The sequence below is a fragment of the Glutamicibacter sp. MCAF14 genome (assembly GCF_052114325.1).
Lineage (GTDB): Bacteria > Actinomycetota > Actinomycetes > Actinomycetales > Micrococcaceae > Glutamicibacter > Glutamicibacter arilaitensis.
This window is the reverse complement of the sequence record NZ_JBFREO010000012.1, coordinates 23,710-43,404: the sequence shown is the minus strand read 5'-3', so window position 1 is coordinate 43,404 and position 19,695 is coordinate 23,710. Positions and strand designations below refer to the sequence as shown.

At 60.6% G+C, this 19,695-nt stretch carries 18 protein-coding genes and 1 pseudogene; 12 read left to right on the top strand and 7 right to left on the bottom strand.

The window, feature by feature from the left end; translation table 11 throughout:
- Positions 1-467: 467 nt before the first annotated feature.
- From AB4Y71_RS16850 to AB4Y71_RS16800, 11 genes and pseudogenes are all read left to right on the top strand, one after another.
- Positions 468-1,685 (top strand): annotated as a pseudogene (locus tag AB4Y71_RS16850) (hypothetical protein); the annotation flags it as partial.
- A gap of 180 nt (positions 1,686-1,865) precedes the next feature.
- Positions 1,866-2,657 carry a hypothetical protein gene (locus tag AB4Y71_RS16845; RefSeq protein ID WP_441722238.1) on the top strand — a complete coding sequence of 264 codons (792 nt, stop codon included), beginning with the start codon at positions 1,866-1,868 and terminating at the stop codon, positions 2,655-2,657.
- Positions 2,658-2,705: 48 nt separating this feature from the next.
- Positions 2,706-3,713 (top strand): HAD-IIA family hydrolase, encoded by a 1,008-nt coding sequence (locus AB4Y71_RS16840; protein WP_441722235.1) that lies wholly within the window; start codon positions 2,706-2,708, stop codon positions 3,711-3,713.
- A gap of 2 nt (positions 3,714-3,715) precedes the next feature.
- Positions 3,716-3,889: a hypothetical protein gene (locus AB4Y71_RS16835; RefSeq protein WP_013348515.1), complete on the top strand. Its 174-nt coding sequence runs from the start codon at positions 3,716-3,718 to the stop codon at positions 3,887-3,889.
- Entirely contained in the window at positions 3,886-4,674 is a 789-nt protein-coding gene (locus AB4Y71_RS16830; protein ID WP_441722232.1) for a TlyA family RNA methyltransferase, read from the top strand. Before AB4Y71_RS16835 ends, AB4Y71_RS16830 begins: the two co-directional genes overlap by 4 nt.
- Before the next feature lie 75 nt (positions 4,675-4,749).
- A complete protein-coding gene (locus tag AB4Y71_RS16825) occupies positions 4,750-5,775 on the top strand; it encodes an NAD kinase (protein ID WP_262982999.1) in 1,026 nt (341 codons plus the stop codon).
- Positions 5,776-5,892: 117 nt separating this feature from the next.
- Positions 5,893-7,647, top strand: a complete 1,755-nt coding sequence (recN, locus tag AB4Y71_RS16820) for a DNA repair protein RecN (RefSeq protein ID WP_441722228.1) — start codon at positions 5,893-5,895, stop codon at positions 7,645-7,647.
- A 107-nt stretch (positions 7,648-7,754) separates the two neighbouring features.
- Positions 7,755-9,434, top strand: a complete 1,680-nt coding sequence (locus tag AB4Y71_RS16815; RefSeq protein WP_134780520.1) for a CTP synthase — start codon at positions 7,755-7,757, stop codon at positions 9,432-9,434.
- Positions 9,435-9,548: 114 nt separating this feature from the next.
- Positions 9,549-10,193, top strand: coding sequence for an NUDIX domain-containing protein (locus AB4Y71_RS16810; protein WP_193057741.1), 645 nt, complete (start codon positions 9,549-9,551; stop codon positions 10,191-10,193).
- Complete coding sequence (gene xerD, locus AB4Y71_RS16805) at positions 10,190-11,113, top strand: site-specific tyrosine recombinase XerD (protein WP_013348521.1); 924 nt, start codon at positions 10,190-10,192, stop codon at positions 11,111-11,113. The genes AB4Y71_RS16810 and xerD overlap by 4 nt, the downstream gene beginning before the upstream one ends.
- A gap of 2 nt (positions 11,114-11,115) precedes the next feature.
- Positions 11,116-11,616 carry an 8-oxo-dGTP diphosphatase gene (locus AB4Y71_RS16800; protein WP_441722226.1) on the top strand — a complete coding sequence of 167 codons (501 nt, stop codon included), beginning with the start codon at positions 11,116-11,118 and terminating at the stop codon, positions 11,614-11,616.
- A 14-nt stretch (positions 11,617-11,630) separates the two neighbouring features.
- Here the strand turns inward: AB4Y71_RS16800 and AB4Y71_RS16795 are convergent, their stop codons facing one another.
- From AB4Y71_RS16795 to AB4Y71_RS16770, 6 genes are all read right to left on the bottom strand, one after another.
- The gene (locus tag AB4Y71_RS16795) at positions 11,631-11,843 is read right to left on the bottom strand and encodes a helix-turn-helix domain-containing protein (RefSeq protein WP_441722223.1); all 213 of its coding nucleotides are present in this window, start codon (positions 11,841-11,843) and stop codon (positions 11,631-11,633) included.
- A complete protein-coding gene (locus AB4Y71_RS16790) occupies positions 11,843-12,340 on the bottom strand; it encodes a DUF2975 domain-containing protein (protein WP_180993058.1) in 498 nt (165 codons plus the stop codon). The genes AB4Y71_RS16795 and AB4Y71_RS16790 overlap by 1 nt, the downstream gene beginning before the upstream one ends.
- A gap of 134 nt (positions 12,341-12,474) precedes the next feature.
- Complete coding sequence (locus AB4Y71_RS16785) at positions 12,475-13,614, bottom strand: bifunctional 2-methylcitrate synthase/citrate synthase (protein ID WP_013348525.1); 1,140 nt, start codon at positions 13,612-13,614, stop codon at positions 12,475-12,477.
- Between the two features lie 94 nt (positions 13,615-13,708).
- Positions 13,709-14,638 carry a methylisocitrate lyase gene (prpB, locus tag AB4Y71_RS16780; protein ID WP_441722220.1) on the bottom strand — a complete coding sequence of 310 codons (930 nt, stop codon included), beginning with the start codon at positions 14,636-14,638 and terminating at the stop codon, positions 13,709-13,711.
- A gap of 1 nt (position 14,639) precedes the next feature.
- Positions 14,640-16,157, bottom strand: a complete 1,518-nt coding sequence (locus AB4Y71_RS16775) for an MmgE/PrpD family protein (RefSeq protein ID WP_441679982.1) — start codon at positions 16,155-16,157, stop codon at positions 14,640-14,642.
- Positions 16,154-16,807 (bottom strand): GntR family transcriptional regulator, encoded by a 654-nt coding sequence (locus AB4Y71_RS16770; RefSeq protein WP_013348528.1) that lies wholly within the window; start codon positions 16,805-16,807, stop codon positions 16,154-16,156. Before AB4Y71_RS16770 ends, AB4Y71_RS16775 begins: the two co-directional genes overlap by 4 nt.
- Positions 16,808-16,955: 148 nt before the next feature.
- Between AB4Y71_RS16770 and AB4Y71_RS16765 the strand changes: the two genes are divergently transcribed.
- A complete protein-coding gene (locus tag AB4Y71_RS16765; protein ID WP_441722217.1) occupies positions 16,956-18,911 on the top strand; it encodes an AMP-binding protein in 1,956 nt (651 codons plus the stop codon).
- Positions 18,912-18,936: 25 nt separating this feature from the next.
- On the opposite strand, the gene AB4Y71_RS16760 is transcribed toward AB4Y71_RS16765, so the two are convergent.
- A complete protein-coding gene (locus AB4Y71_RS16760) occupies positions 18,937-19,686 on the bottom strand; it encodes a response regulator (RefSeq protein ID WP_134780514.1) in 750 nt (249 codons plus the stop codon).
- Positions 19,687-19,695 lie beyond the last annotated feature (9 nt).

Genomic DNA, 19,695 nt, shown 5'->3' with positions numbered 1-19,695 from the left:
GATGGTACTGCACTCGTGAGGGTGTGGGAGAGTAGGTCACCGCCGGACTTAACTTGAGATGAATGGTTTGAGGCCCTGGAACACTTATTGTGTTCCAGGGCCTCACCTGTTTAACCCGCAAAACAGGTTGCTGGGATGGCTTGCTGGTTGGTTGGTGGGGGGCAGAGGTTGATGCTTGGCCTCTTTCCGCTATTTAAAACAGGACTTGAAGACTCTGCTCCTATCGTTCCTAGCCAACACTGATATAGCTAGTTCTTAGGATCATCGGTTTTGGAAGTTCCTTGTAGCGTGCACTGAGTGTCTTGCCACATTAGAGCTGTTTCCCTAGGGTGGGACTCGTGCCTCCCGTAGACTTGAAGATAGATGTACATGTCTTTCTGGACGTGCTAAATAGTTAATAGTGAAGTGTTTTGCAAAGGCAAACACGAAGGTTGCGGTATTGAGATAGCCGCTGAAGGGGACATTAAATGTCTAACGAATTCCGCCGAAACTCCGATAACGGACGAGGCGACTTCCGGAACTCAGATTCAAACCGCAACAACTCCCGCGATGGCTTCAAGCGTCGCGAAGATCGTGGCGATTTCAAGCGCGATGATAACCGTGGTGGTGGCTTCAAGCGCGATGACAACCGCGGTGTTGGCTTCCGCAGCGATCGCAATGATGATCGCGGTGGGTTCCGTGGCGAGCGTCGTGACGACAACCGTGCCGTCGGCTTCAAGCGCGATGACAACCGCGGTGGTGGCTTCCGCAGCGATCGTAACGATGACCGTGGTGGCTTCAAGCGCGATGACAACCGCGGTGGTGGTTTCAAGCGTGACGATAACCGCGGTGGTGGTTTCAAGCGTGACGATAACCGCGGTGGTGGCTTCCGCAGCGATCGTAACGATGACCGTGGTGGTTTCAAGCGCGATGACAACCGCGGTGGTGGTTTCAAGCGTGACGATAACCGCGGTGGTGGCTTCCGCAGCGATCGTAACGATGACCGTGGTGGCTTCAAGCGTGATGACAACCGCGGTGGTGGCTTCCGCAGCGATCGTAACGATGATCGTGGTGGCTTCAAGCGTGATGATAACCGTGGCGGTGGCTTCAAGCGCAACGATGATCGTGGTGGCTTCCGCAGCGATCGCAATGATGATCGTGGTGGCTTCAAGCGTGATGATAGCCGTGGCGGATTCCGTGGCGAACGTCGCGATGACAACCGTGGTGGCGGCTTCAAGCGCAACGATGATCGCGCTGGCTTCAAGCGCGACGACAACCGTGGTGGTGGCTTCCGCAGCGATCGCAATGACGATCGCGGCGGTTTCAAGCGTGAGGATAACCGTGGTGGCGGTTTCAAGCGCAATGATGATCGCGGCGGTTTCAAGCGTGAGGATAACCGTGGTGGCGGTTTCAAGCGCAAYGATGATCGCGGCGGTTTCAAGCGCGACGACAACCGTGGTGGTGGCTTCCGTGGCGAACGTCGTGATGACAACCGTGGCGGTGGCTTCCGTGGCGATCGCAATGACGATCGCGGCGATTTCAAGCGTGACGATAACCGCGGTGGCGGCTTCAAGCGCGACGACAACCGTGGCGGTGGCTTCCGTGGCGAGCGTCGCGACGACAACCGCGGTGGTGGCTTCAACCGCCCTGACGACCGTCGCTCGCAGGGCGAACGCCCAGCACGCGAGGATCGCTTTGCCGACAAGCGCGGCGACGCACCACGTGCCCACAACCCAGGCGATCTGCGTATTTCGAACCGTGCAGACCGCGAGCAGTCCCCAGATATCGATGAGGACGTTACCGGTAAGGAGCTGGACCGCGTAGCTCGCGCTCAGCTGCGCTACCTCGAAGAGCGTTCGGCTAGCTGGGTTGCCAAGCACTTGGTGATGGCCGGCCGTCTGCTGGAAGAAGATCCAGAGCTGGCATACGAGCACACCCTGGCAGCATCGCGCCGTGGCGGTCGTGTAGCAGTAGTCCGCGAAGCCGTAGGCATCGCTGCCTACCACGCCGGCAAGTACGCCGACGCGCTTCGCGAACTGCGTACCCACCGTCGTATTTCCGGTTCGGACTACAACCTGCCATTGATCGCTGACTCGCTGCGCGGCCTGGGCCGCCCAGAAAAGGCAATCGAACTGGCACAGTCCGAGGAATGCGCCAACCTGGAAACCGCCGTCAAGGTCGAAATGCAGATCGTGGCAGCCGGTTCCTACGGTGACCTGGGCAAGCTGGATAAGGCACTGGCCGAACTGGAGTCGCTGGAACAGCTGGACTTCAACCGCGCCTTCTCTTTCAGCCCTCGCCTGTTCACTGCCTACGCTGATCTGCTTTCGGCCGCTGGTCGTGCCGAGGACGCAAAGCGTTGGAACGCACAGGTCGAGGTGGCTGAAAACGCTTTGGGCATCGAACGTGAAACCGAATCCTTCATCATGGACCTGGCTCCGGAGATGGACGAGGAAGAGGAAACTCCACGCGCCAAGGATCTGATTGATCCTGCCGAGGCTGAAACCGAAGACGCTGCGCAGGCCGACTCCGTCGAAGCAGATGCCGAAGCTGATGCAGATGCAGATGACGCTGAAGCTGAGCAAACCGGCATCGACGAGGAAGACGACCTGAACGAGGTTGTCGAATCCGACACGGACGCCATCGAGACAGACGCAGAAGAAGACTCATCGAAGTAAACTTTGGCGTAGTAGCCAAAACTCTCAAGTAGTAGGAACCGCCACAGAATGCTGATCTCCGGATTTGATTCCGTCCTCTCCGACTTGGACGGCGTCGTCTATGCTGGCCCGAACGCCATCGACGACGCCGTGGAGTCGCTGAACACCCTCGCGGAAGTGAACGTCACCTTGGCATTCATAACCAACAATGCCGGGCGTTCACCGATGTCAGTCGCAGCGCACCTGCGTCAGCTGGGTGTGAAGACCAGCGCTGAGCAGGTCTTCGGCTCGGCTGATGCTGGCGCGGAGATGCTGGCCCGCGAATTGAATCCGGGGTCCAAGGTTCTTGTGGTCGGTTCCCCCTACTTGCGTGAATGCATTGCGGTGCGCGGTTTGGAAGTCGTCGAATCCCATAGTGAAGAACCCGTTGCGGTGATTCAGGGGTTCGACCCGGACATTTCGTGGAAGAACCTGGCCGAGGCCAGCTACGCGATCAACAACGGCGCCAAATGGGTTGCCACCAATACCGACTTAACCATTCCGCGCGCCGAGGGCCTGGCCCCGGGCAACGGTTCACTGGTCAATGCGGTGAAGCTGGCTACAGACGTGGAACCACGGGTAGCTGGCAAACCGGAATCCTACTTGTTCGCGCGGGCCGCGGATCGCTTGGATTCCAAGCGTCCACTGGTTATCGGCGACCGTCTGGACACCGATATCCTCGGCGGATTCCGTGCCGGCTTCTCCACTGCGCTGGTGCTCACCGGCGTCGACACCCCGCGTACCGCTCTGGGTGCCCCTGTGGAGCAACGCCCCAACTATCTGATCAACTCCATGGCAGATCTGTATCGCCCGTACCCGACCATCAAGGTGCTTGGCTATGGCGTACAGGTGGGTGACGCCGTCGCGAAGGTCGACAAGGGCGCCATCGAAGTTGCGGGCAGCGAGCAGGATCTGAATGCCTGGCGCGCCGCCTGCCACGCCTGGTGGCTGGCTCACCCGCGCCAATCGGGACATGAAGAACCAGAAATCCGCTTCACCGAACGCGGACTGGACACCCTGCGCAAGATTCGAGGCTAGGGGTGGAACGGCAAAATCACGTCCCAGCTCCTGGCCCGCGCGGCCTGGGTGATGAAGCCGTTGAACAGGCTTTGTCTTCCCTGGCCGACCATGACATTACCGAGCATGCCGGAATCTATGAGCAGTTGCTCTCCGGCCTGCAGCAAGAACTGAACCGTACGGAGCACGGCGCGTGAATCGCCTGGATCAAGAACTAGTTATGCGCGATCTGGCTCGTTCGCGCACCGAAGCCGCCAAGCTGATCGAAGCCGAACGGGTGCTGCTCAACGGGCAGGTCGCAGCGAAGGCTTCGAAGAAAATCGCCGAGGGCGATGACTTGGCGCTGATACCCAGTGAAGGTGAAGAGTACGTCTCGCGTGCCGGGCACAAGCTTGCCGGCGCACTGGATGTCTTTACGACTATTAATCCTGAAGGGCTGCGCTGCCTTGACGCCGGCGCCTCTACCGGCGGTTTCACCGATGTATTGCTGCGACGCGGCGCAAAGAGCGTAGTCGCAGCCGATGTGGGCCACGGCCAGCTAGTCGATGTAATCCGCAACGACCCCCGCGTGCAGGTCCATGAAGGCCTGAACGTCCGTTATCTGGCCCCCGAAGATATTGGGGGAGTCGTCGACCTTGTAGTAGCCGACTTGTCCTTTATTTCGTTGCGTCTGGTAATCGATGCCTTGGCCGGCGCCGCCAAGGATGGCGGGTCGCTGGTGCTGATGGTCAAGCCGCAGTTTGAAGTAGGACGCGAACACCTGAACCGCACCGGTGTGATCACCAATCCAGAACTGCGCCGTAGCAGCGTTGAAGCCGTGATCGCCAGTGCGAAGGCCGCCGGATTGCATTTGCGCGGTTTGGCCCGCAGCCCGCTGCCCGGCCAGGATGGCAATGCCGAATTCTTCCTCTGGCTAGCCTCCGGAGAGAATCCACAGTCGGCCGATGTTCCACTTATCGAGCAGAACGTTGACTATTCTTAGTAGTGACGTGTTTTAGCCGTGGTCGATCGCCATGGTCATTTTGCACTTCGTGAAGCTGAGAGGGGCACGACCGCCTTGCGCCGAATCCTGATTTTCACCCATACTGGACGCCAAGAAGCGATCACCGCAGCCCTAGAGACCTGCGCCCTGCTCAATTCGGCTGGAGCGATCCCGGTGATGCGCCGCAAAGACCAGGCCGCGATGGCTGAAGCAATCGGCGCAGCGGTGCCTTCGGTGCAGGTGCTCGGTGAGGACTGCCAGATCGAAGACGTTGACCTGGGCGTGGTGCTCGGCGGCGACGGATCGGTCCTGCGAGCTGCGGAACTGGTGCGCGCCTCGCCAATGCCGCTGGTGGGCGTGAACCTGGGGCACGTAGGTTTCCTAGCCGAAGCCGAACGCAGCGAATTGGCCTCCACTGTCCAAGCGCTGGTCAACGAGACCTACACCGTGGAAGAGCGGATGACCATCGAGGTCAAAGTGTGGCTGGATAATGTCTGCCTCGCCGAAACCTGGGCCTTGAACGAAGCTGCGGTGGAAAAGGCCAATCGCGAACGCATGGTCGAAGTCGTGATCGAGGTCGACGGCCGGCCGATTTCCACCTTCGGCTGCGATGGAGTCGTCATGGCCACCCCTACCGGTTCCACCGCCTATTCCTTCTCTGCCGGGGGACCGGTGGTCTGGCCCGATGTGGCGGCGCTGATCATGGTGCCGATCTCGGCGCATGCACTGTTCGCCAAGCCTCTGGTGATCTCCCCGGACTCGATCATGGCCGTGGAAATGCTCACCCGCACCGATGCCGGTGCCGTGCTCTGGTGCGATGGCCGGCGCACCATTGAGTTGCCACCTGGAGCTCGTGTGGAAGTCACGCGCAGCGATCGTCCGGTTTACATGGCACGCTTGCACACCACCCCGTTCTCCGAACGCCTGGTCAACAAGTTCGAACTGCCTATTACCGGTTGGCGTGGTCCAGCGAATGAAGAGAGCCGTCGCCCAGCCACGACAGCACTTCCGGTGATCGGGCCAGGGTTGCAAAGTGTCGACCCGCATTACCGCGATGAACCCGGACTTCCCATGGTGGGAAAGCCCGAGAGCCAGGGTTGAAAGCCGGATTCGAAGAAAAATTTTCCACACGCTCGAACATAGTTACGAAAAATAGGGTTAGAACACATATACTAAAACGGCACGGTACGACTTGAACTCGACATTCGGGAGCAGGCAATGATTCAGGAAATCCAGATCTCCAACCTTGGGGTTATCACCGAGGCCACACTTCCCTTGGGCCCGGGGCTTACGGTAGTGACCGGCGAGACCGGTGCTGGTAAGACCATGGTGATCACAGCCCTGTCCCTGCTGCTCGGACGTCGAGCCGACGCTGGCGCGGTGCGCAATGGCGCCAAGCACGCACTGGCCGAGGCTGTGGTTCATCTGCCGCCAGATCACCACGTGCTCGATGCCGCAGGTCAAGCCGGCGCGTTTATCGAACCGGCGGGGGAGAATAGCGAACTACTGCTTTCCCGCTCGCTGTCCGCCCAGGGAAGATCCCGCGCAACCATCGGCGGACGCAGCGCCCCGGTTGGTTTGCTAGCCGAGCTTGGCCACGATCTGGTCGCCGTCCACGGACAATCGGATCAGATCCGCCTAAAGGAACCAGTCGCGCAGCGCGATGCCCTGGACCGCTTTGCTGGAAGCTCTTTGTCTCGCACGTTGAGCAACTACCAGCGTGCCTACCGCCAGTGGCGTTCGGCCGCCAAGGAGCTGGCCAGCCTCAAGACTGAATCGCGCAACCGGGTACGTGAAGCGGAAAACTTGCGCCTGGCCCTTGATGAGATCGACTCATTGGACCCGCAGCCCGGCGAGGATGGGTCCCTGCGCGAGCAATCCATGAAGCTTGGCAATGTTGAATCCCTGCGCACCGCTAGCCAGCAGGCGCAAGCGGTGATTGACTCCGAAGATTTTGAGAACCCCGGTGTAACCACCTTGGTGGAAACCGCCCGTGGCGTGCTGTCACAAGCTAGCGATGACGACGCCGGGCTCGCCGCCTTCGCGGAACGGGCCGCTGAACTTGGCATTCTCGCCTCAGAACTCTCCAGCGATCTTGCCGCCTACGTAGCCGACCTGGATGAAGAAGGCCCAGAACGCCTGGCGCAGATTGAAGCCCGCCGAGCAGACCTGAGCAAGCTCATGCGCAAATATGCGCCGAGCATTGACGAGGTGCTCGCATGGGCCTCCGAATCGCGTATCCGGCTTGAACAGCTTGGTGGCGATGACTCCCGCATTGAAGCTCTTGAAGTGGAAGTCGTCGACTTGGAGCACAAGGTCGCCTCGCTGGCCTCGGACCTGTCCGATGCGCGCCGCAAGGCCGCCAAGAAGCTGTCCACGCAGGTCTCTGCCGAGCTCAAGGCCCTGGCAATGCCCGATGCCAAGCTCGTCATCGAGGTCAATGAGCTGGACGAACCGGGTGCCTTTGGCCAAGATGCCATTTCGATGCTGCTCGCCCCGCACGCCGGAGCCTCACCTCGGCCGTTGGGCAAGGGAGCCAGTGGCGGCGAGCTTTCCCGCGTCATGCTCGCTATCGAAGTCGTACTCGCAGCAGTCGACCCGGTACCGACCTTCGTCTTTGATGAAGTGGACCAGGGTGTGGGCGGCAAGGCTGCCGTTGCTATTGGCGAGCGCTTGGCAATGCTGGCAAAGCACGTGCAGGTCATTGTCGTGACCCACCTGCCTCAGGTGGCCGCCTATGCGGACCGTCATATTCGGGTGATTAAGAATTCGGACGCCAAGTCGAAGGCGGGAGCTGGCTACACCGCCAGCGACGTCATCAGCTTGGACCAGGAAGCCCGCGTCAAGGAACTTGCACGCATGCTCGCCGGGCAGGAAGAATCCGACACTGCGCAGGCGCACGCAGAAGAGTTGCTTGAAGAAGCGCAAAATCTAGTGTCATCGCTCACCTCCAAAAAACCGGTGAAAGCCTAAAAGCGTTGGTGAGCGCCTGAATTACGGCAATGCTAGGGCATTTGCCGGTGGTGCACTAGAGTCTTATGAGGATGCGAAATATTGGAATGGTGATAGGATGAAATCCCGTGGTGCAGCGTAATTCAACTCGTGATTCTCGGTCGTCTGAAACGACAAAGCATATCTTCGTCACCGGCGGTGTGGCCTCTTCCCTGGGTAAGGGATTGACGGCATCCAGCCTTGGACATCTACTTCGAGCTCGTGGTCTCTCAGTGACCATGCAGAAGCTCGACCCGTACCTGAATGTCGATCCAGGTACTATGAACCCCTTCCAGCACGGTGAAGTCTTCGTTACTGACGATGGCGCAGAAACCGATCTGGATATCGGACACTATGAGCGTTTCCTGGATGAGAACCTCCCAGGTACCGCCAACGTGACCACCGGACAGGTCTACTCGACCGTTCTGGAACGCGAACGTCGTGGGGAATACCTCGGCGATACCGTTCAGGTCATTCCTCACATTACCGATGAGATCAAGCGTCGTATGCGCTTGGCTGCAACCGAACCAGGCGCGGGCAAGTCCGCTCCTGACGTGATCATCACGGAAATCGGTGGCACCGTCGGCGATATCGAATCCCAGCCATTCCTCGAAGCAGCACGCCAGGTCCGCCAGGACATCGGCCGCAAGAACGCTTTCTTCGTGCACGTCTCCTTGGTTCCATTCATCGGCCCAAGCCATGAACTGAAGACCAAGCCTACCCAGCACTCTGTTGCTGCTTTGCGTTCGATCGGTATCCAGCCAGACTCGCTGGTTATCCGCTCAGACCGTCCAATTCCAGCAGAAATGCGCGCCAAGCTCGGCCGCACCTGCGACGTGGACACCGAAGCAGTGATCAACTGTGCCGATGCACCAAGCATTTACGACATCCCGAAGGTCATCCACTCGCAGGGCTTGGACGCATATATCGTCCAGACCCTGGAGATGAAGTTCCGTGATGTTGACTGGACCTCGTGGGATCGACTGCTGGATGTAGTACACAACCCAGCAACCGAACTGACCGTGGCCCTGGTCGGCAAGTACATCGATCTGCCAGATGCGTACCTGTCGGTGACCGAAGCCCTGCGCGCTGGCGGCTTCGCCAACAACGCCAAGGTGAACATCCGCTGGGTGCCAGCCGACGACTGCGCTACCGAAGCAGGAGCCGCCAAGGCACTTGAAGGCGCAGAAGCTATCTGCGTGCCAGGTGGATTCGGCATTCGCGGCCTGGAAGGCAAGCTCGGCGCACTGCGCTTCGCTCGTGAAAACCAGCTGCCAACTCTGGGCCTGTGCCTGGGACTGCAGTCGATGGTCATCGAATACGCCCGCAACATGGCTGGCCTCACCGATGCATCGTCGACCGAATTCGATCCAGAAACCTCGACCCCGGTCATCGCGACCATGGAAGAGCAGCTGGCAATCGTGGACGGCAAGGGCGACCTTGGCGGCACCATGCGTCTGGGCCTGTACGACGCAAAGCTGCTTGAAGGCTCGGTCCTTGCAGAAACCTACGGCAAGACCGATGTCGCAGAGCGCCACCGCCACCGCTACGAGGTCAACAACTCGTACCGTGCACAGCTTGAAGAGGCCGGCCTGGTCTTCTCGGGCACTTCGCCAGATGGCAACCTGGTTGAGTTCGTTGAACTGCCAAAGGACGTACACCCGTACTACGTCTCCACGCAGGCTCACCCAGAGCTCTCCAGCCGCCCAACTCGCCCGCACCCGCTGTTCGCCGGTCTGGTCGAGGCAGCGCTGAAGTTGCGCAAGTAAGAGCTTCTTAGAGGTAAAATTCTGAAGGCAATGCGCGCCGGTCATTACTGACCGGCGCGCAGCTGTTTAAGCTGGAGATTGACGACCAGCATTTTCTACCAAAGGACAATCTTCGTGCCGCTGCATCCAATAGCCGATGAATTCTCACCGCGTGAACTGCTGAACCGCGAAACCGTGTACAAGGGGCGGATCTGGGATGTAGTGCATGACAGCGTGAAGCTTTCCGACGACGGCGCGACCATCGACCGCGACTACATCAGCCACCCTGGTGCGGTCAGCGTACTGGTCCTGGACGACCAAGAGCGCGTCTTGATGATCAACCAGTACCGCCATCCGGTAGGCATGCGCCTGTGGGAAATTCCTGCCGGCCTGCTGGACGTGGCAGGCGAACCGCCGCTGGAAGCTGCAAAGCGCGAATTGTGGGAGGAAGCGGATCGAACCGCCGATCACTGGGCGATCCTCACCGATGTCTTCTTGAGCCCGGGGTCCTCGGCCGAGGCCGTGCGCGTGTACCTGGCGCGGGATGCAAAACTGGTTGCCGATGACCAGCGCCATGAACGCACCGATGAAGAAGCCGAAATGATCAGCACCTGGGTGCCATTGGAAGAAGCCGTCGCAGCAGTGCTGGCTGGCAAGATCCATAACCCTACCGCGATGATCGCTATTCTGGCCGCTCAGGCTGCCCGGGCTAATCAATACCTTGGGCTGCGCGATGCAAACGAGCCATTCGACGTGCACCCCTACCTGCGCGAAGGATGAGCGACCAGTTCGAAACCCCGCTCAAACGCTACTTGCAGCACCTGGCCATTGAGCGCGGTCTGGCCGAGAACACCCTCGCCTCCTACCGCAGGGACCTGCTTCGCTATGTTGATACGATGCAGGCTGCCGGTGTTGAACAGCCGCAGAAGATTACCGAGCTGGCGATCAGCGGCTACCTGCAGGATCTTTCGCGCGGGAATGAGAAGCACAAGGCCCTGAGCGCCCGCTCGGTGGCTCGGCATTCGGTGGCGATCCGCCAGCTGCACAAGTACTGGGAGCTGGAAGGAATCTGCGTACCCAATCCCGCCCGCGAGATCCAGCCTCCCGCTATTGGCCAATCGCTGCCCAAAGCGATTTCCATTGACCAAGTCACCTCAATCCTTGAATCGGTGAGCATTGAAACCCCGGCCGGGTTGCGTGATCGGGCGATTCTGGAATTTTTGTACTCCACCGGTGCGCGCATATCCGAAGTAGTGGATCTGGACGTAGATGACCTGCACTTTGCCCAGGACGCTGTGGTGCGCCTCTTCGGCAAGGGATCCAAGGAACGCGTGGTTCCAGTTGGCGGGTATGCCCAACGTGCGGTGAGCGATTACCTGGTGCGTGCGCGCCCCTCACTGGCGGCCAAGGGCAAAGGCACACCCGCCTTGTTCCTCAATCAGCGCGGGGGCAGGCTGTCCCGGCAATCGGTGTGGCTGCTGCTTTCCAAGGCCGCTGAACGGGCAGGGATCACCACCGAAGTTTCCCCACACACGCTTCGCCATTCCTTCGCCACGCATTTGCTTGAAGGCGGTGCCGATGTGCGAGTCGTGCAGGAATTGCTGGGGCACGCTTCGGTCACCACCACGCAGATTTACACCAAGGTCACCGTAGATTCGCTGCGTGAGGCCTACCAATTGGCGCACCCGAGGGTGAATTAGCCATGGCTAGCAACTTACATGGTGCCAAGCAGATCGCCCTGGTGGCGTTGGTGCAGCACCGTGAAGGAGATGTGCAGATCCTGCTGGGACGCAAGCGTCGCGGGTTCGGCCAAGGCAATATCGTGCTGCCCGGAGGCAAGATCGAGCCAGGAGAAACCGCTAAGCAGGCAGCAATTCGGGAGTTCGCCGAAGAAACGGGTTTGCGGGTTGCCGCCGAGGATTTGGAACTAGCCGCGCAGATTAACTTCTGCTTTCCTGCCCAGCCAGCAGCAGATATGCAATGCGCTGCCTTTATCGCGCGGAAGGCGACCGGCCAGCTGGAACTTACCGAGGAACTCGAACCGCTATGGGCCGACCCCGCAGCGCTGCCAGTCACGCGAATGTGGCAAGATTCCCCGTTATGGTTGCCTCAGCTGGCGGCCGGCGAGAATTTCACGGTGGAAATTGTCCTGGCCGATGACAACCAGTCCGTGCAACAGATCAGCTTCGAGTATTGGCAGTAGCCAACGCGGCGAGATCAGTCTTGATCTGTCTCGAAAATCAACAGGTCGCCGGGCTGGCAATCCAGTTCCCGGCACAGCGCTTCAAGGGTGCTGAAGCGTACGGCCTTGGCTCGTCCGTTCTTGAGCACAGCCAGGTTGGCTGGGGTGATGCCGATGCGTTCGGCCAATTCGCCGACGGCCATTTTGCGGCGTGCCAGCATGACATCAATATCCACGCGGATTCCCACTAGATGACCCCGTTGAGCTCGGTGCGCAGGTCAGCTGCTTGAGCTTCGGTATGCGATGCCTGGGCCAACAGCTGGCGAAGCACCCATACGATCAGTGAGATGCCTGCCAGCACGACGCCAAGTCCGCCCGCCAAGAGGACCACGCCGGGGGCTACCTCCGGGCCTGGAGCCATGATGGCGCCGAGGGCGAAAGTCATGATGCTGCCGAAACTGATGGCCGCGATGATGATGTTGACGAATTTATAAGACGCGGGGGAGAAAACTGTTCCGTGCTGGACACGGGCGGCCAATTTCCATACGCAGATACAGCAAACTTGAATGATCAGCAGGGCAAGTACTACGTACAGGACGGTACTGCGGTGCACATAGCTGACATCTGCTGTGTCAGCCGAAGAGGCCAAGTAGAGCCACCAAGCGGCTTGGCCCTGAATAGCAAGGGCTCCGATGAAGACCAGAGCGAGAACAACGCGTAGCAGGATCGTGCTGGATTTTCCCATGACCATGCTTCTTTCTCTCACGATTTTCGATTTGCATCTATCGAAAAACAATAGGTCCTATTGATGCCAAAAGCAAGGCTGGGAAACAACAACGGGGCCAGGCCTGAAGGCCTGGCCCCGTTGTTGTGGCGCGCTTAGAGCGAGCGCTGCTCGACCCCGTTGTATGCCGAGAGCGGGCGGATCAGTGCATTTGCCGCGCGCTGCTCGAAGATGTGGCTGGTCCAACCAGTGATGCGTGCCGCGATGAAGATCGGGGTGAACATCTCGGTGTCGAAGCCCATCAGGTGATAGGTCGGGCCAGCTGGGTAGTCGAGGTTCGGCTTGATGGCCTTGGCCTCGTCCATGGCTGCTTCCAGGCCATCGTAGAGGCCCAGCATTTCATGGCGGCCGTAGTGCTCGATCATGCGGTCTAATGCGGCCTTCATGGTCGGCACGCGGGAATCTCCGTGCTTGTAGACGCGGTGGCCGAAGCCCATGACCTTCTTCTTGGCAGCCAGTGCGTCTTCCATCCACGACTTGGCACGCTTGGCAGCATCCTCGCGGGATTCTTCCTTATCGATGCCGATCTCGTTGAAGGTGTGCATGACCGCTTCGTTGGCGCCGCCGTGCAGTGGGCCCTTCAATGCGCCGATGGCACCGGTGACCGCCGAATGCAGATCCGAGAGGGTCGAGGTGATCACGCGTGCGGTGAAGGTCGAGGCGTTGAAGGAGTGCTCTGCGTACAGGACCATCGAGACGCGGAAGGCATCGACTACTTCTGGGGCTGCTTCTTCGCCAAAGGTCATCCACAGGAAGTTGGCCGAGTAATCCAGGTCCTCGCGCGGGGCAACTGGCTCCTGGCCGCGGCGGCGGCGCTGGTCGTAGGCGACGACGGCTGGGAAGGCTGCGAACAGTTCCTTGGCCTTGAGCAGTTCTGCCTCGGGGGAGGAGTTCTCCGCCTGCGGGTGGTTTGCGCCGATGACCGAGACCGCGGTGCGGCCCACGTCCATTGGGTGGCAATCGGTAGGGAGCAGGTCGATCGCTGCCTTCACGCGTGGATCCAGCGCACGGTTGGCGCGCTCAAACGCGCTGAATTCGGTCAGTTCGCTTGGCGTCGGCAGCTCACCGTTCCAGAGCAGCAGGGCGACCTCTTCGAAAGACTTGTTTGCGGCCAGGTCCTGGACCGGGTAGCCGCGGTAGAGCAGCGAGTTGGTCTCTGGATTGACCTTGGAGACGGCGGTGTAGTCAACGACGACGCCTGCCAGGCCCTTCTTGATTTCCTCGGTGGCAGTCATTCTTGCTCCTCTTCATTGCCGGAGAATAATAATGCTTTGGGTGCGCCGGCCGACGGGTGCCGGCCGGCGCAAAGGGTACTAATTGGTTGCGAGCCTAGAGGTTCGCGCTGTTGGAATCAATGTCCAGGGTCGGGACCTGGAAGTTGAAGATTCCGGTGTCGAAGCGGTTGTAGGCCTCGTAGTCTACGAGCTTATACAAACGTGACCTAGTCAACATTTTATCCACCTCGCGGGCCTGAGTGCCATCTTCGCTGATGGCATCCAGTACTCGTTCAGCCGCGCCCATGGCGCTGCGCAACAGGGTGACTGGGTAGATGATCAGCGCGACGCCGGCATCGGCCAGTTCCTGGCGGTTGAACAGCTCGGACTTGCCGAACTCGGTCATATTCGCCAGTACCGGCACGTCCACTGCGTTGCATACGGCTTCGAATTCGGCGACGTTCTTCATCGCTTCGGGGAAGATCGCGTCCGCGCCGGCATCGACCATGGCCTTGGCGCGATCGATTGCCGCGTCGAGTCCTTCGACTGCACGGATATCGGTGCGGGCCATGATCAGGAAGTTCTCATCGATGCGGGCATCTGCTGCCGCGGCGATGCGCTTGAGCATGGTCTCGGTATCCACCACGTTCTTGCCGTCCAGGTGGCCGCAGCGCTTCGGGTTGAACTGGTCCTCGATGTGGCAGCCGGCCAAGCCAGCGTATTCCAGTTCCTGGATGGTGCGGGCCACGTTCATTGGCTCGCCGAAACCGGTGTCGGCATCCACGATCGCTGGCAGGTCCGACATGCGGGCGATCTGCCCGGCACGGGTGGCGACCTCGGTCAGCGAGGTCAGGCCGATATCGGGCAGGCCCAGATCGTTGGCCAGCACGGCGCCGGAAATGTAGATGCCGTCGAATTCCTTCTCACCGATCAGCTTCGCCGAGAGCGGGTTGAATGCTCCGGGGAACTGGCGGGCAGCTCCCGGGGTGAGCATTTTGCGCAGCGCCAGGCGCTTGGCGGCGGGGGTTTTGGTTGAGTACAACATGTTAGAACAGGCCCTTCGGTGCGGCCGCTGCGTCGATGACGCCCGCTGCGGCCTGGATGTTCAGCTGATCCAGTTCGCCTGCAGCCAGGTTTTCAAGGTTTTCTGCGGCCGCGATGAAGCGGTCGATTTCCGCGTCGTCCACCAGGCCGGTGGCCAGGGTGCGGAACTTGTTGATGTACTGCTCGCGGGCGAACGGACGGGCACCCAGTGGGTGCGCGTCGGCTACGGCGATCTCATCGGTGATCACGGTGCCGTCGTTCAAGGTGATCTGAACCGAGCCGCCGAAGGCCTTCTCCGCGATATCCAGCGAGTGGTAGCGGCGGGTCCATTGCGCATCTTCTTCGGTGGTGACCTTGTTCCACAGCTCAACGGTGTCGGCACGGCCGGCACGTTCTGGAGCGTAGGAATCCACGTGGTGCCATGCGCCATCCTGCAGGGCCACGGTGAAGATGTACGGAATCGAGTGATCCAGGGTTTCGCGCGATGCGGTCGGATCGTACTTCTGCGGGTCGTTCGCACCGGAGCCGATGACGTAGTGGGTGTGGTGCGAAGTCTTGATCAGCACCGACTTCACGTTCTTCGGGTCGGCGGCTTCTGGGTGCTCGCCGTGCAGCTTGCGGGCCAGGTCGATCCAGGCCTGTGCCTGGTACTCGGCCGAGTGCTCCTTGGTGTAGGTGTCCAAGATGGCGCGCTTGGCTTCGCCGGCCTCTGGCAGCGGCACTTCGTAGGCGGCATCCTTGCCATCGAGCATCCAGGCGATGACGCCGTCTTCGCCTTCGTAGATTGGCACTGGGGAAGTCTGGCCTCGCATTGCACGGTCGGCTGCTTCAACGGCCATCTTGCCGGCGAAGGCCGGGGCGTGGGCCTTCCAAGTGGAGATCTCGCCCTTGCGCGACTGGCGGGTCGCGGTGGTGGTGTGCAGGCCCTGGCCAACGGCCTGGAAAATGGTTTCGACATCCAGGCCCAGCAGGGTGCCGATGCCGGCGGCGGCCGAGGGGCCCAGATGCGCTACGTGGTCGATCTTGTGCTTGTGCAGGCAGATGGCCTTGACCAGGTCCACCTGGATTTCGTAGCCGGTGGCGATGCCGCGGATCAGATCCTTGCCCGAAGCGCCGGTGTGCTGGGCAACAGCCAGGATGGGTGGGATGTTATCGCCTGGGTGGGAGTACTCGGCGGCCAGGAAGGTGTCATGGTAGTCCAGCTCGCGCACGGCTACGCCGTTGGCCCATGCAGCCCATTCAGGGGAGACCTTCTCGGAGATGCCGAAAACGCTGGCACCCTTGCCGCCGGTGGATGGGGCGTGGGTCAGGGCCTGGGCGCGGGCGGCAACGATCGGGCCGCGGTTCAGCGACGCGATGGCCACCGAAGCGTTGTCGATGATGCGGTTGATGATCATGTCGGTCACTTCTGCGGTGACCTCTACCGGATCGGCTGCAACCGTGGCGATCTTGTGCGCCAGCTGGTCTTCGCGAGCCAGGTTTTCCTCGGAGCGGTATACGCGTACTGGGTGGTTGATCATGGTGACTGCCTTTCTGATCCGGCCGCGTGGGCCATGATGTGTGTGAAGGATTGGTGCAGGTGGACTGTGGTGGCCGCGGCTGCGACCTCTGGGTTTCCGCTGGCGATCGCCCGGGCGATGGCCGCGTGCTCGGAAGCCGATGCTTTGAGCCGTTCGGGGTTGTCCTTGGCCATGCGCCGCACTCTTTGCAGGTTGACCCGCAAGGTGCGCAGTGCGTTGGACAGGTACTTGTTGTCAGCTGCCTTGTCGATCGACTCGTCCAGCAGCTGCACCAACTGGTAGTAGGACTCCTGGGAGCCGGGAATTTCTACCTCCGCGACGGCGGCTTCAAATCGGCTAGCTAGCTGGTTGAAGGCCGATCGCTGTGCGGACTTGGCCGCTTCGCGTGCACTGGCGCATTCCAAAGCACGGCGAAGCACGAACAGGTCCTCCACGTGGTCTTCGCTGACCTCGGAGACGATGGCACCGCGTCCGCGTTGCTGTACCGCCAAGCCGTCGGCGACCAATCTGCCCAAGGCTTCACGCACCGGTGTGCGGGAAACTCCAAGGCGTTCTGACTGTTCCACTTCGGCAAGGACGGTACCCGGAGCCAGGCGCCATTCGACGATGTCGGCGCGGAGGCTCTCATAAACCTTGTCGCTTGCTTTCATGGCTCCAGTGTATACATAAATTGCCAAAAAGTGTGACACAGGCCAATCTTTTCTGGAATTTTTGCGAAATATGTATACAAATTAGTTGCAGTGTTGTGATCATGCTCATAGAGTTAAGCCCAAGAGGACGACCTCAACCACCACGCAGGTGCCGGGTAATGAAGCTCGGTACCAGGAGGAGAACACCATGGTGCAGGAATACCGTCAGGCTTTTGACCAAGCCACCAATGACCCAGCCGCGTTCTGGCTGCAAGCTGCCCGCGGCATCAGCTGGGATACCGAACCGCAGATTGCGCTCGATGACCAGCGCAAGCCGCTGTATGACTGGTTCCCGGATGGAAAACTAAATCTTTCGGTCAACGCGCTGGACCGGCATGTGGGTGCTGGCCGCGGAGGCGACACTGCCCTCATCTACGATTCGGCGATGCTGGGCACCGTCACGAAATACACCTACTCCGAACTGCTGCGTGAAGTAGAAATCTTCGCCGGAGTGCTGGCCGGCCGAGGCGTGAAGACCGGCGACCGCGTACTGATCTACCTGCCGATGATCCCGCAAGCTGCCATCGCGATGCTCGCCTGCGCCCGTCTTGGTGCCATCCACTCGGTGGTCTTCGGCGGTTTTGCCCCTAGGGAACTGGCTGCGCGCATCACCGACTGCGCCCCGGTGGCGATCGTAACTGCCTCTGGCGGCATCGAACCAAGCCGCCACATCGAATACCTGCCGGCTGTAGCCGAAGCGCTGAGTCTGGCCGAACCTGCGGTGAAGGACGTCATCGTGGCCCACCGCGATGGATTCGCCCATTCCCTCCAGGAGTACCAGGACAAGGAAATCAACGGCCAGCAGATTAACTGGCTGGACTGGGAAGAGCAGGCCAAGACAGCTACACCAACCGGACCGGTGCCGGTGGACTCCACCCATCCGCTCTACGTGCTCTACACCTCGGGTACCACTGGTTCGCCTAAGGGCGTAGTGCGCGATACCGGCGGCTATGCCACCGCACTGCAGTACTCGATGAATGCCGTCTACGACGTGCATCCGGGGGACACCATGTTCACCGCATCCGATGTGGGCTGGGTAGTGGGCCACTCCTACATTGTCTACGCGCCGCTGATCGCCGGAGCCACCACGGTGCTCTACGAGGGCAAGCCCATCGGCACCCCGGACGCCGGAGTCTTCGGCCGGATCATCGCAGACCACAAGGTCACCACGATGTTCACCGCGCCAACCGCTCTGCGTGCAGTGCGCAAGGCTGATCCCGAAGGCGCACTGATCGCCAGCCATGACCTGTCTTCGCTGCGCGCGCTGTTCGTCGCCGGTGAGCGCCTGGATCCGGATACCTACCACTTCGCCTCGAAGCTGCTGGGCATCCCGGTAGTTGATAACTGGTGGCAGACCGAGACCGGCTGGCCGATCGCTTCGAACCCGCTGGGACTGGAAGAGCTTCCTGCCAAGGCCGGATCGCCGACCACCCCGGTACCGGGCTTCGATGTGCAGATCCGCGATGCACTGGGCGAGCAGCTGGAGGCGAACCAAGAAGGCAACATCGTGGTGAAGCTGCCGCTGCCGCCGGGAGCACTGACCACCCTGTGGGGCAACGACCAGCGCTTCATCGACACCTACCTGAGCCAGATCGAAGGCTGCTATCTGACGGGGGACTCCGGCTTCCTGGACGATGACGGCTACCTCTTTGTCATGGGACGCACCGATGACGTGATCAACGTGTCCGGACACCGCCTGTCCACCGGCGCGATGGAACAGGTGCTGGCCAGCCACCCGTCTGTGGCCGAATGCGCGGTGATCGGCTTGGCTGATGCGCTCAAGGGACAGCGGGCCAGCGGCTATGTAGTGCTCAAATCCGGAGTCGAAACCGACGAGGCAGAGCTGAAGAAGGAAATCGTTGCCCTGGTACGCCAGCACATCGGTGCGGTGGCCGACTTCCGCGAAGTCACTGTCGTGGCCGCGCTGCCCAAGACCCGCTCGGGCAAGATCCTGCGCAAGACCATGCGGCAGATCGCCGACGGCAAGGACTACACGGTTCCATCGACGATCGAGGACACCGCAGTGCTCGATGAGTTGCTGCCGCTGCTGCGTCCGCAGGCATAGGCTGCGTACGAGCTAGAGCAAGACCCTAGCGGTAAGAGGCTGCCCGGTATTCATATTCCGGGCGGCCTCTTGTGCCGTGGCGGGGCTGCTTGAGCACTGACTTCACATCGGCCAGATGCTCCAGATAGCGCCGGGCGGTGACCCTCGAAATGCCAAGATCCTCGCCCAGCTCGGTTGCCGACAGGCATAGATCGGGCTTGCTGCGCAGATGAGCAGTGATTTGCGCTAGCGTTTCGGGGATCAGGCCCTTGGGAAGGGGTGCTGAAGCGCTGGTGGTGCGCAAGGCCGAAAACGCATTATCCAAGGCGCGCTGGCTGGTATCCGGACCGGTGGAGCTGATCTCTGAAATGAACCGGCGGTGGTTTTCCAGCTTCTCGGTGAACGCCGCGAAGGTGAAGGGCTTGATCAGGTACTGGGTGATGCCGGTGGCCACGGCTGATCGCACCACAGCCAGATCGCGCACCGCGGTGATGGCGATGATATCGGTGGTCAGTCCGCGCCCGCGCATGCGCTTGGCGACGTCGATCCCGTGCAGGTCGGGCAGGGTCATATCCAGCAGGACAAGATCGAAGGGCTGCTTGGCTTCTCGGGCCGAGGCCAAGAGACCCAGCGCCTGTTGTCCATTGGCGGCAATGGCCCCGGTGGAGAAGCCGGGCACGCGGTTCACGTACTTGGCGTGGGCGGCGGCAGTTTCCGGCTCGTCGTCCACTACCAGGACCTTGAAGACGGGCGAGCCGCTGCCCGGCTGGGGGATGGAAACATGTGATTCGCGCATGGAACCTTC